8 protein-coding genes, 3 pseudogenes and 1 other annotated feature are annotated in these 12,880 nt (G+C 39.0%); of the genes and pseudogenes, 1 reads left to right on the forward strand and 10 read right to left on the reverse strand.

The window, feature by feature from the left end:
• Positions 1-351: 351 nt before the first annotated feature.
• Positions 352-589, forward strand: a binding site (T-box leader).
• 53 nt (positions 590-642) lie between these two features.
• Positions 643-1,632 carry a tryptophan--tRNA ligase gene (trpS, locus tag RCG23_RS06205; protein ID WP_308179008.1) on the forward strand — a complete coding sequence of 330 codons (990 nt, stop codon included), beginning with the start codon at positions 643-645 and terminating at the stop codon, positions 1,630-1,632.
• Positions 1,633-1,827: 195 nt separating this feature from the next.
• Here trpS and RCG23_RS06210 read toward each other — a convergent pair.
• The 10 genes and pseudogenes from RCG23_RS06210 to RCG23_RS06255 form a co-directional block, all read right to left on the reverse strand.
• Positions 1,828-2,573, reverse strand: a pseudogene (locus RCG23_RS06210) (YjbA family protein).
• A gap of 84 nt (positions 2,574-2,657) precedes the next feature.
• Positions 2,658-2,876, reverse strand: a complete 219-nt coding sequence (locus RCG23_RS06215; protein ID WP_308179009.1) for a YuzI family membrane protein — start codon at positions 2,874-2,876, stop codon at positions 2,658-2,660.
• A 433-nt stretch (positions 2,877-3,309) separates the two neighbouring features.
• The gene (opp4A, locus tag RCG23_RS06220; protein WP_308179010.1) at positions 3,310-5,100 is read right to left on the reverse strand and encodes an oligopeptide ABC transporter substrate-binding protein; all 1,791 of its coding nucleotides are present in this window, start codon (positions 5,098-5,100) and stop codon (positions 3,310-3,312) included.
• Positions 5,101-5,208: 108 nt separating this feature from the next.
• Complete coding sequence (locus RCG23_RS06225; RefSeq protein WP_308179011.1) at positions 5,209-6,117, reverse strand: ABC transporter permease; 909 nt, start codon at positions 6,115-6,117, stop codon at positions 5,209-5,211.
• Between the two features lie 21 nt (positions 6,118-6,138).
• Positions 6,139-7,107 (reverse strand): oligopeptide ABC transporter permease, encoded by a 969-nt coding sequence (opp4B, locus tag RCG23_RS06230; RefSeq protein ID WP_308179012.1) that lies wholly within the window; start codon positions 7,105-7,107, stop codon positions 6,139-6,141.
• 18 nt (positions 7,108-7,125) lie between these two features.
• Positions 7,126-8,051: pseudogene (locus tag RCG23_RS06235) on the reverse strand (ABC transporter ATP-binding protein).
• A pseudogene (locus RCG23_RS06240) lies at positions 8,029-9,058 on the reverse strand (ABC transporter ATP-binding protein). Before RCG23_RS06240 ends, RCG23_RS06235 begins: the two co-directional pseudogenes overlap by 23 nt.
• 434 nt (positions 9,059-9,492) lie before the next feature.
• Complete coding sequence (locus RCG23_RS06245) at positions 9,493-10,269, reverse strand: DUF2268 domain-containing putative Zn-dependent protease (RefSeq protein WP_308179013.1); 777 nt, start codon at positions 10,267-10,269, stop codon at positions 9,493-9,495.
• 199 nt (positions 10,270-10,468) lie between these two features.
• Positions 10,469-11,707 (reverse strand): beta-ketoacyl-ACP synthase II, encoded by a 1,239-nt coding sequence (gene fabF, locus RCG23_RS06250; protein ID WP_308179014.1) that lies wholly within the window; start codon positions 11,705-11,707, stop codon positions 10,469-10,471.
• Positions 11,708-11,799: 92 nt separating this feature from the next.
• Entirely contained in the window at positions 11,800-12,732 is a 933-nt protein-coding gene (locus RCG23_RS06255) for a beta-ketoacyl-ACP synthase III (RefSeq protein ID WP_308179015.1), read from the reverse strand.
• Positions 12,733-12,880: the final 148 nt, after the last annotated feature.

Consider the following 12,880-nt stretch of genomic DNA (forward strand, 5'->3'; position numbering starts at 1 on the left):
CCCTTAAACTGTAAGTTAATAAACTTACCCGTTTTTTATTTCCCTAAGAGTACAATGGATTTGTTACTAATGTGACAAATTTGTTAAAAGTTCGTTTGTTATATTTATTATAAATAGTTTAAATATTTAAAGCAAGTACGATATATGCAATAATTATTTTTATAGCTTAATAATTAGCTTGAAAACCCTATGAATAGCTGATTTTTCTGTCTATTTAACCTTTTAAAAAAATATTTTTCTAACTTTTTTCTCATAAATTTTCAACTTTTTCCTTTCTTAAAATAGTTTTATTTTTTCCTTCTTGCTTTTTTTCGTTACTTAAGATATCTTATTTATACAAAAATGAAATCAAGAAATGCGACGATAAAGAATAGTACTTTCGCTCCATGGATTCCAGAGAGTTTGTGGCCGGTGTAAACAAACATCCAGGGCGTTAGGAATGGACTTTTGAGCTCTGGGAAGGAATTGCTTAACATGCATGTATTTCCCGGCGTTTGCCTGACGTTAAGATGGCCCCCGATTGCACAGGGGAAGTGAGAGGCTCTTTACTGAGCAATTAGGGTGGCACCACGGACCATTCGTCCCTATTTTTTAGGGGATGAATGGTCTTTTTTGTATTTAAAAAAATAAGGAGGCAATAAAATGAAAACTATTTTTTCAGGAATTCAGCCAAGCGGAACGATCACGCTTGGGAATTACATCGGAGCAATGAAGCAGTTTGTTGAACTTCAGCATGAATACAACTGTTATTTTTGTATCGTAGACCAGCATGCAATTACTGTCCCGCAGGATAAAGCGGAGCTTAGGAAAAACATCAGAAGTCTTGCTGCTTTATATATTGCTGTCGGAATTAATCCTGATAAAGCAACCTTATTTATTCAATCTGAAGTTCCGTCACATGCACAAGCCGGGTGGATGATGCAATGTGTAGCCTACATCGGTGAATTAGAAAGAATGACTCAATACAAAGACAAATCTGCCGGGAAGGAAGCTGTTTTGGCGGGATTATTGACATACCCCCCTTTAATGGCTGCCGACATTCTCCTTTATAGCACTGATCTTGTCCCTGTTGGTGAAGATCAAAAGCAGCACATTGAGCTGACAAGGGACCTTGCGGAGCGTTTTAATAAAAAACATAATGACATCTTTACAATTCCTGAACCGAGAATACCAACTGTTGGTGCAAGAATAATGTCCCTTCAGGAACCGAACAAAAAAATGAGCAAGTCTGATCCTAACAAAAAAGCCTTTATTTCTCTGCTTGATGATGAAAAGACAATTGAGAAAAAAATTAAAAGTGCTGTAACTGACTCTGACGGGGTTGTCAAGTATGATAAGGAAAACAAACCCGGTGTATCAAATTTAATGTCCATCTATTCCATCTTGGGCGGCCAATCCATAGCTGAAATCGAAAAGCTATATGAAGGAAAGGGTTATGGGGATTTTAAAATGGGCTTAATTGAAGTAATTAACAATAAATTCAACCCTATTCGGAACCGATATAATGAACTGCTGGAATCAAGTGAGCTTGATGATATCCTTGATAAGGGAGCAGAAAAAGCCAACCTTGTAGCAGGAAAAATGCTCAAGAAAATGGAAACGGCAATGGGATTGGGTAGAAAAAGAAAGTAAAGTGCAAAAACCGGACAATTCTTGTCCGGTTTTTTTGATTTTTTTATTATCCCGCCGACTTTGCCATTTTTCTCGCGAAATTTTTTATTTATTTCGCGTGTTTTTGAAATAATCTCGCCCGTTTTCGGATTTATTTCGCGGATTTTCACTTTATTTTCGATCATTTAAAAAGCCTGTTCCCCTAGGGGACAGGCTTTAATTTACCCTTGGCGGTGCTCCATTTCCCATAGTTTCTCAAAAAATGGCTGCCCTTTAATTATGTTCTCACAAAAATGTTCGTGCTTTTTGGACCAGCCAAATTTTGTTTCTTCAAATAGACGCTCCCAGGCATCGCGGAAACTCATTTCCTGGATGTCAGAGTACTTTTCAGGGCACCATTCTGTAAACCAATACCTAATTTCAGCCTCATTATCCGAAGATTGGAGCTGATCCAATGCCATAAATAATAGCTGTTTAAGCTGCCTTTCTTTCCTGGTCAGCCCCGCCATGAGCACTGGCTCCGGTGACAAAATGTGAAAATCCTTTTCAATAATATGCTGCTGGAAGTGGTAGGCAGTATTTTCGTTATTTTCTATCATCTCGTAAACGAGTTGTTCCTGGCGTGGAATAAGCCGGCTTTTCCTGATCGGAATATTGTACCCAATGGTATCAACAGCCAGTATTCCTATTCCATCCGTAACGACAAAGCAATAATCCAGCTGAACTCTCTCATGATTTTTTCTTAAATAGGCTTTTTGGAAAATATCATCAAGGAGCTGTTGCGGCAGTTCTGAAAGATCGTTCTCAATATAGTTGAACAACACGGTATCTATTTTCAGCAGAGGCACCTGGTCTAGCAGCTCGACGCCATCATCTTTCCGCCATTCATGAAAGTGGCAAATATTGTAGCCATTCTCTTCGCCTTCAAACCAGTTAACCCAGACATCATGAAGATACAACATCGCATAACCCCTCACTTCACGAACTATTTATCCCTCAGTATGGTCAGTAAGCAGTTAATTTATTCCTTTTTCTGTTCTTTTGCACTACGAATCGAGTTTATTTTTTGACGGATAGAAAATACTTGCTGACACGATTACAATTCCAATCGGCAGGAGAATGCATTCCGGCTTTCCTGAAATATAAATGATATATTCAACAAAATCCTGCCCTGCGGTTATTATATTCAAATAGGCTATTGTACTTATCCCGCCCGATACAGCCAGTCCAAAACCAATGAGCCAAAAAAAAAGCCTAAATAACATGGCTGACACCCGTATTCATTTTCCATCACCCTTAAACCTGTCCTATTTTTTCCTATGTATATGATTAGTAAAATAAATTAGAACAAATAACAAGGCTGTTTTCTAAGAGATTGCTGTTTTGTAAATAGGTTTTTAAAAGCAAATCTTTGAAAAAAGTTGATTGGAGCGGAAGGTGCGAGCTCCTCGAAAATGCTCTCGCATTTCCTTCGTGCGGTGTTGATTCTAGGAAGCTGATTCAACGTCCTGCGGGAGCAGCGGGACAGGTGAGACCCCACAGGAGCTGTGCGACGAGGAGGCTCACCGCCCGCCCCGCGGAAAGCGAGCCTCCTAGAGTGGAAATCAACTACTCCTTATAAAGCAACAACGTATACGAAAACAGCCAATAACAAAAAGAGATGATCCACTAGGGACCATCTCTTTTCTTCTTTAGATACTATTCTACATCTGGAGTGTCGCTTGAAACGCCGACTTCAGACCATACAAAGCTTGAATCTTTAGGTTCTACTGAGAAGTTTGTAACACGTTTGTTTACTGCCGTGATTTCATAACGGAATAATGTAGGAATCAAAGGCATTTGGTCATTCATGTACTTTTGCCACTCATCGTACGTTTTCTTACGGAAGTCTTGGTCAAAGGCTTTTTCTGAATGTCCATCTTTTAACAACTGATCGTTCTTGTCACTTACGAAGTGAGTATAGTTATACGGAACGTCCCTGCCATATAGTCCGTATGGATCTACGTCAGTACCAGTTCCCCATGCACCAGCAAATAGGTCAACCTTTGGATCATCTTCTTCTACCATTTTATAGAATGAGTTAAATTCAGCTAAGCGTCCATCAACAAGTCCTACATCTAAACCTACGTTTTTCCAGCTTTGCATGTAGAACTTAGCAAGTGGCTCAGCAATATCTCCACCGCTCATTGCCAAATAGTTAATGTGGAACTTCTTGCCGCTTGGATCTTCACGAAGGCCATCTTTATCTACATCTTTATAGCCAGCTTCGTCCAATAATTTTTTTGCTTTTTTCGGATCGTAACCAATTGAATCTGCATCTTTGCTATAATAAGTTGCAAATGCAGGCGGAATTAAAGATGTTGCTGGAGTTCGTAAGCCATTGTAAATTTTATCTCCAACCGCTTTTTCATCTAAAGCATACGCCATAGCCTTCCGTAGACGCACATCTTTGAATTTTGGATTATCCATTACGTTTTCGTTTTTCTTTGCATCCCAATGTCCTAATTTGAAACCGATATAGCTGTAAGCTAATCCGTTTTTCCCTACGAATTCGAAGTTTTTAGAGTCCTTCGCTGCTGGGTATTGATCTGTTGGGAATGTTGCAAGATCAACATCGCCTTTTTTCAATGACTGTAAAATTACCTTAGGGTTAACAACTTTTAATACTAAAGATTCTAATTTTGCTTTTCCATGGTAGTAATCATCGTTACGTACGAATTGTACAGATTCTCCAGGAACGATCTTAGCGATCTTGAATGGTCCAAAACCAATTGGGGTTTTGTGAACTTTATCATTTTTGGCTAGGTCTTTGATCGCAATATCGCCAAGGTAATGCTTAGGCATTGCATACGGCCATAAACCAGTTAATAAAGAAGGGTTTGCTTCTGTGAAAGTAATTGAAAGTGTTTTGTCATCAAGGATTTTAATACCAGAAATGTTCTTTGCTTTGCCTTCATGGTAGTCCTTCATACCCACGATGCTTTGGATAATTGCATCACCATAGCGGACGCCTGTATAGTCCTTGCTGCCAATTACTAGGAATGAATATTCATAGTCTTCAGCTTTTACCGGCTGACCATCTGTCCAGTTTACATTGTCCTTAATCTTTACAGTGATTGTCTTGTTGTCATCTGACATTTTGTAAGATGCTGCACCATCATTTGTAAAGCGATAGTCACCATCTGTTGCGAATAAAGGCTCGTCAAAAAATTGAAGAACTTCCGCATCCGGTTGACCAGTATAGTATGCATAGTTTAGTGTTCCTTCGAATGGAGTATCCGAAACTAATGCATAGTTAAGGCTGCCTTTATCGATTGCTTTCTTTGAATTCTTTACTTTGAATGCAAACAGCTTGCTTGCATCTTCAACTTTCTTAGTGCTTGAAGATGACGTCTTGCTGCTGTCTCCTGTTGTACCGTTACATGCTGATAACAGTAACCCCAGAGCAACAAAAGGAGTTGCATACTTTAATACTTGCTTTTTCTTCATCCTGCTTTTCCCCTCTTTTTCGCTATTCAGAATTTACATACATAAATTCTAAACGCATAAGTTCAACTGCGCCTCTGTCTGAGCCTAATGGCACGCCAGTCGGCGAGTTTATCCTAACCTTTGTCTTGCATCGGCCGCGCGTTTTAATGCTTGCCCGATAAAATTTATACACAGCATCAATACTAAAATGAGCACAGATGCGGGTAACCAGATCCACCACTTATTTTGAAGAACATCCGGATTGGATGCATAGCTTACGAGAGTACCCAAACTTGGAGTACTTTCCGGCAAACCAAACCCTAAATATGTTAAACCTGACTCGATTCCAATGTTTCCAGCAAGGTTTAGCGTTAAGTTAACGATGATAATGGAACTCATATTAGGCAGAACTTCTCTGAAAATAATTTTCCAGTCAGGTGTACCCAATGTTTTGGATGCATTTACATAATCGAGTTCTCTTTCCGCAAGGGTCTTAGATCTTATTAACCTTGCTTTGCCCGTCCACAAAAACGCACTCATTATCATAATAAAAGAATAGACATTGTATTTTGGTGCGATTGTAACAAAAACGATAATTAACATTAATGTTGGCAGGATTAATACGAAATCGATAATACGCATGATGATATTATCAACCTGTCCGCCAAAGTAGCCGGAACATAGGCCTATACAAAGACCAATACAGCCTGTTATTAATGTGATAAATAATCCAATTGTAAATGAGTTCTTGGCACCGATAATCAATTGTCCAAGTATATCTCTTCCACCGTAATCTGTTCCAAGTAAATGTTGGGCAGATGGAGGATTGTAAATTGACAATAAATCTACCGTTACGATTTTCTCTTGATCTAGCAATAGGGATGCTCCGTAAACAATAATTAGGATTATTCCTAAAAGGATTAGTGATCCTATTGCAAGTTTATCTTTAACAATTTCCCGCCACATAATTGAAAATGCGCCCGAGCTTTTGGTACTCTTAACTTCTAGTGTATTCGGTTTAGCAATTTCGACTTTCATAATTGTCCTCCTCTCATCTCGTTATTCAATTCTGATTCGCGGATCTACAGCACTTAAGATGATATCGGACAGTAATGTGCCAATAAGTGTAGCCAAACCAGATATCATAACAAGAGCAGTAACGACACTAAAATCACGCTGTGCAATAGAGGAAAGGAACAACTGCCCAATTCCTGGATAACCATAGATGGATTCTAAAAAGACGGATCCACCAATTAAATAGACAATTTCATAACCTAGAAAAGCTGCAATTGGTAACAATGAATTCCTAAAAATATGGTGTGTATACACTTTAGATTCATTAACACCCTTTGCTCTGGCGGTTTTAACGAAATCTTTTATTTTTGTATCGATAATTTCATTACGCAAATATTGAATCGTTACGGTCGTACTTACTATAGCGCCTGAGAATGCTGGGAGTATAAGGTGATTTAATTTACTCATATAGTAAGCAAAAGAGCCGTCTTCAACTCTTATGTCAACACTTCCACCACTTGGGAACCATCCTAGTACAAATCCAAAAACAAACAATACTAATAAAGCAAAAATGAACAATGGGGTTGCAAAAGTTAAATAATTGTAGCCTACGATCATTTTATCGGCCAATGAATTAGTCCATCTTCCCCCTACAATCCCAAGAGGTATCGCTATAAGATAACTCAGGATAAGGACGGCAAATGATAAAGTAAGCGTGTTTCCGATTCTGCCCGCCAATAAATGTGTTACCGGCGTTTGATGCATGACTGACATTCCTAAATCTCCATGCAGGAGCCCTTTTATCCATCTTAAATATTGGACATAGGGGGGGTCGAGCAGCCCTAGCTTTTGTTTTAACTCCATAATAGTTTGAGCATCCATTTTAGGATTACTTGCCAATTGGCCTGTTAGTGCGTCACCTGGCATTGCTTTAGCCATGAGAAAAATCAGGATACTTAAAATAAATAGCTGAGGGATCATGACTAAGAATCTGCGCAATATAAATTTCAACATTTTTATTTAATCCCCTTTCTATGGCAGCGCAACTGAATGTGTATCGGAAATTGGTTTGAGCTTATAAACTTTGCCCTCAGCATTAAAATATTTATCGTATGACAGCTTATATTCCGCACTTATTTCTTTTCGAAGTTCTGCCTGTTTTACTCTATTTTCCGGATTAATATCTGGAATAGCCGAAATTAATCTTCTTGTATAGATATGCTGTGGATTGGAGTATATTTCTTTACTTGTCCCTTGCTCCACAAATTGGCCCGGTACATAATGCCCATACGGTCGCACATATGTTGAATAATGCCTAAATCGTGACTAATGAATAGATACGTTAAATTAAACTCTTTCTGGATATCCTTCATAAAGTTCAATACTTGGGCTTGGACGGAAACGTCCAATGCAGATACTGGTTCATCGGCAATAATCAATTTTGGCTGCAAGGTAAGAGCACGTGCAATTCCAATCCGTTGTCTCTGTCCGCCTGAAAATTCATGCGGATATTTATAAATCGATTCAGGATTTAAACCGACTTTCTCAATGTAATACTGAACCTTTTGCCTTTCTTCTGTTGCTGACAATCTTTCGAAGTTCCTTAGTGGCTCTGCAACTATATCCAATACACGCTTTCTTGGGTTTAAGGAAGAATAAGGATCCTGGAAAATCATCTGGATATCACGTCGATATTCGTGATATTCACTGCGGCTTAGTTTTGTAAGATCCTTACCTTGATAGATTATTTCTCCAGAAGTCGCTTTATTGAGGCCTATTATGGTTCTTCCTGTAGTTGTTTTTCCACAACCGGATTCCCCAACGAGACCATAAGTTTCTCCCTGTTTTAATTCAAAGCTGACATCATCCACGGCTTTTACATGATCAACTACTCTTCTAAAGAAACCACCGCGTATCGGATAATAAACTTTGAGATTATTTATTTTTAGATATTCCATAGTTCATGTCTCCTATCCCTGTTCTGGAAAGTGAAAGTTCTTATAACATGTACAACGTACAAAGTGGTTTGGCTCAACCTCTCGTAAAACCGGGTTTTTTTCATGCTCGTCTTCGGGCATCCAGCTAATACGCTCTTTAAAACGGCACCCTTCTCTAGGCAAATTTTGCAGAGATGGGACTATTCCTTTTATTACATGCAGTTTCTCTTTGGCTGTTGTAGTGGATGGTATGGAGTTTAGTAGTGATCGTGTATATGGATGTAATGGATTTTTAAATAATGTGTTTACATCGGCCATTTCCACTATTTCTCCAGCATACATAACCGCAACACGGTCTGCCATTTCCGCAACTACACCAAGGTCATGTGTAATAAGAATGATCCCTGTCTTCATTTGCTGTTGGAGTTCTTTTAATAAATCCATTATTTGGGCTTGTATTGTCACATCTAATGCTGTTGTCGGCTCATCTGCGATGACTACGGAAGGATTGCAAGCAATAGCGATGGCTATTACAATACGTTGACGCATTCCGCCCGATAATTCATGCGGATATTGCTTGTATGTACGCTCAGGATTAGGAATTCCTACTTTTTGCAATAGTTCAATCGCTTTTTCTTTTTTTGTGAACTAGATAACTTGGTATGGTAGGTCATGCTTTCTTCAATTTGATTTCCACACGTCATCAATGGATTAAGCGCTGTAAGTGGATCTTGAAATATCATACCGATATCTTTCCCACGAACTTTATTCAGTTGTGATGTGGATAGAGCTAGCAGGTTTCGGCCATTGAAGTTAACATTACCTTGTAATTTTGTTCTCTCTTGCGGGTGCAAGCCCATAATAGAAAGGGCTAATGCGCTTTTCCCACATCCGGATTCACCTACTATAGCAACCACTTCATTTTGATTAACTGTTAAACTAACATTGTCAACTGCAGCGAAATAGTCACCCTGTATACGAAATGAAGTATGTAGGTTCTCTAATTGTAATAGTGGCTGATTACCCAATTTGAATCCCCCTAATAAACATTTATATCAAATCAACTTTCAATAAAATCGTAGATTAATATATTGAAATGGTGAGATAATTGATATTTTTAAACAATTAAACTTTTCTTGAATTATGGTAATAAATAAATCATTGAATGTCAAATTTACCATATTTGTAATAAAAAGTATTACCAATTTCATATAATCTGAAATTGGTTACATCATAAGCCTGAGAAAAAATACTTAGTTTAAGAGGTATATCAGTACATTTTGCGTGATTTCTTTCTTTTTTGTATTATTCTTTCTTTTCTCTATATTTAAATAGTATATTATTGCAGTTTTATTACAATTGCAAGATTTTTTTACAAATTATCAACATTCAAACTATTAAGAAATAGAAAAAAGCCTAATAAATCAGGCTTTTTTTAACAACAATTAATTTAAACAGTTGTTTAGAATTTCTTTAGAAAAACGTTGGAAGAAAGTGAGAAAGATTTTTTTATTGAAAAAGGATTTGTCTGGTAATGTTTTTTTACGAGGTTCCATCCTGCTGCATAGCCCAGTAGTGTTGGCACTGCCCTTTTCCCAAACAATAAATCATCATGGCTTTTTTCTCGTTTCTTTATTTCAAGTTTATCTTTTAAAAATTTATCCCAATACTGCATTAATTCTTTTTCCGAATACTGTCGGCACCATGGGGCCAGATAATCTTCACCACATGAAACTGATACCGCATGTTCTGCAAGGCCTTCTAAAATCATAGAATCCAATAATGTATTTTCTTCCATTTTATTTTTCATTTCGTTTAGCCGACAGACATGATGGTACTCATGGACAAATAAGGCTTCCAATTCCTTCGGGTCATCAAGTTCTGGTATAAACAAGAACAACTTATCAGGATAGGAGACACCTGACTTTCTTTGTGTATTCCTACGAAAGAGCATCCCGCCTGCATTCACCGGAAAAATGAAAACCGGTACTTCCTTCCCTTCCCATTTAGACTTGTACTTATGATAAAGTCTATCTACTTTTTCCCATATGATTTTTTTTTGCAGGGTTTTGAATACATTTTCTGCTTCCCTTGTCGGCTTGTACATACCAAAGTTAAGTAATTGTTCATATATTCTATTTGGCTTCTGGCCGTTGAAATATGCTGTCAACCGATCACATATTTTGACTGGCTGATAAAAATCCTCCTCAAGCCACTGGTTTGTTGGTACCACTCCCATAACCCCACTCCTTCCTCATGATTTTCTTTCTGCAGTTTATGAGAACGGAGGCAATGGGTTCCTAATTTAAGAATACTCGCCGATTGACGAGCCTTTTGGGGCGAAGACAGAGGCGTAGTTACCCTCTTTATGTGTAATAAAAAAAGGCAGGCACTAGGATATGAAGCATCCCGATGCCTGCCGCTTATATTCAATCAGCTTATTCGTATTTTTTAAAGGCAATTGTTGCATTATTGCCGCCAAATCCAAGAGAGTTGCTGATGGCTGCTCTGATTTCCTTTTGGCGGGAAGCATTTGGAACATAGTCCAAATCACATTCCGGGTCTGGTGTTTCGTAATTGATAGTCGGCGGCAATACGCCTTCCTTCATCGCTAAAACCGTAAATATGGCTTCTACACCACCAGCTGCGCCCAGAAGGTGTCCTGTCATCGATTTTGTTGAGCTTACTGCCAGCTTATAAGCATGTTCTCCAAACACTTCTTTAATAGCCATTGTTTCATATTTATCATTGTAGTCTGTAGATGTTCCGTGTGCGTTAATGTAATCGATCTCCTCCACTTTAAAGCCGGCGTCTTCGATTGCCATTTTCATTGCACGGGCACCGCCTTCTCCTCCGGGAGCTGGGGCAGTGATATGGTAAGCATCGCCTGTTGCTCCATAACCTACGATTTCTGCATATATTTTAGCACCGCGTGCCAATGCATGCTCAAGTTCTTCCAGTACAACTATTCCTGCACCTTCGCCCATGACAAAGCCATCGCGGTTCTTATCAAACGGGCGACTAGCTGTGTTCGGGTCAGGATTCGTTGATAATGCAGTATTTGCGCAAAAACCTGCAACGGCCATTTTTGTAATAGGTGCCTCCGCACCTCCTGTTACCATTGCATCAGCATCCCCTCGCTGGATTACTTTAAAGGCGTCTCCAATTGAATTTGTCCCTGTAGCACAAGCCGTGACAGTACAGGAATTAAAACCTCTAGCTCCAATCGTTATAGAAACCTGGCCAGTTGCCATATCAGGAATCATCATCGGAACAAAGAATGGGCTTACTCGTCGGTATCCCCGATTTAAAAAAGTTTCATATTGCTGTTCAAATGTTTCCATACCGCCAATGCCGGAGCCAATCCACACACCAACACGAGGAGCATTTTCTTCGTTTATAATTAGCCCGGAATCTTTGACAGCCATTAATGAAGCAGCAACAGCATATTGAGTAAAGCGGTCCATTTTTCGGACATCCTTTTTTTCAATAAACACTTCTGGATTAAAATCTTTTAACTCTGCAGCAACCTTTGCGGGAAATTCTTCTGCGTTTATCCTCGTTAATGGGCCAATTCCTGATTTTCCTTCAATAATGTTCTTCCAGCTTGTTTCAATATCGTTGCCAAGCGGAGTTACTGCTCCGACACCTGTTACGACTACCCTTCGCTTGTTCATATATGTCCATCTCCTTTTTCATTCGGATATTCTGTGCTTATAAAAATTGTTTAATTCCCGGTAACATACAAGGGAATATTATTCAAAAAAAATTACCTGCCCCAGCGAATCGCTATGGCTCCCCATGTTAAGCCTCCCCCAAAGCCTACCATAACAATGAGGTCGTCATCTTTTATCTTTCCTGCTTCCAATTCTTCTACTATTGAAATAGGGATAGAAGCCGCTGATGTATTTCCATATTTATTTACCGTTTTGGACATTTTTTCAGGCGGCAGTTCAAGCCTTTGACGGGCTGCTTCCATTATGCGGATATTTGCCTGATGGGGGATTAGAAAATCTACATCTTCTTTTGTAAGCCCTGCTTTATCAAGTACGTTCAGGCAGCTTTCTCCCATTTGGCGAACTGCAAATTTGAAGACTTCACGTCCATTCATAATGATAAACTCATCCTGATAAAGATGCTTTCCACCTGTACCATCTGCTCCGAGTTCAAAGGATAGAATTCCCCTGCCTTCACTAACATTCCCTACTACCACTGCACCGGCACCATCTCCAAACAACACGGCCGTATTTCTGTCATCCCAGTCGGTTATTTTGGATAGTTTTTCAACGCCTATTACCAGTACGTTTTTGTAAACACCTGATTCAATAAACTGTTTGGCTGTCACAATCCCATACATAAAACCTGCGCAAGCGGCACTAATATCCATTGCAGCAGCGTTAACAGCCCCCAGTTTTTCCTGGAGCATGCATGCCACCGTTGGGAAAGGCCGATCAGGAGTGACTGTCGCTACAAGGATCATATCCAGATCGGTAGCGGAAATTCCTGCATTCTCAATCGCCTTTTTCGCAGCTCCATATGCCATGTCAGAAGTATTTACGTCATCTGCTGCTATTCTTCGTTCTTCGATGCCCGTCCTTGTTCGAATCCACTCATCAGATGTATCCACTATTTTTTCCAAATCAGCGTTTGTCAGAATCTTTTCTGGCAAATACCTTCCTATGCCGATAATTCCTGCACCCATGTTACCAGCTCCTTTTAATATAACTATATTCTATAGATTATCAAACTTATTATCAATTATTATTACCTGGTACTAATTTTACAAACAAATTTAGGTTTTCGCAATAGGTTTATCCGCTTTTATCCATACCTTTTCTGTCTGCTTACAT

The organism is Neobacillus sp. PS3-34 (assembly GCF_030915465.1).
Classification (GTDB): domain Bacteria; phylum Bacillota; class Bacilli; order Bacillales; family Cytobacillaceae; genus Neobacillus_A.

Excerpts from the sequence above, each read along its gene's own strand:
- fabF (WP_308179014.1), bottom strand. The coding sequence starts at position 11,707 with ATGAACAAGCGAAGGGTAGTCGTAACAGGTGTCGGAGCAGTAACTCCG.
- RCG23_RS06245 (WP_308179013.1), bottom strand. The coding sequence starts at position 10,269 with ATGGGAGTGGTACCAACAAACCAGTGGCTTGAGGAGGATTTTTATCAG.
- opp4B (WP_308179012.1), bottom strand. The coding sequence starts at position 7,107 with ATGTTGAAATTTATATTGCGCAGATTCTTAGTCATGATCCCTCAGCTA.
- trpS (WP_308179008.1), top strand. The coding sequence starts at position 643 with ATGAAAACTATTTTTTCAGGAATTCAGCCAAGCGGAACGATCACGCTT.
- opp4A (WP_308179010.1), bottom strand. The coding sequence starts at position 5,100 with ATGAAGAAAAAGCAAGTATTAAAGTATGCAACTCCTTTTGTTGCTCTG.
- RCG23_RS06255 (WP_308179015.1), bottom strand. The coding sequence starts at position 12,732 with ATGGGTGCAGGAATTATCGGCATAGGAAGGTATTTGCCAGAAAAGATT.
- RCG23_RS06225 (WP_308179011.1), bottom strand. The coding sequence starts at position 6,117 with ATGAAAGTCGAAATTGCTAAACCGAATACACTAGAAGTTAAGAGTACC.
- RCG23_RS06215 (WP_308179009.1), bottom strand. The coding sequence starts at position 2,876 with ATGTTATTTAGGCTTTTTTTTTGGCTCATTGGTTTTGGACTGGCTGTA.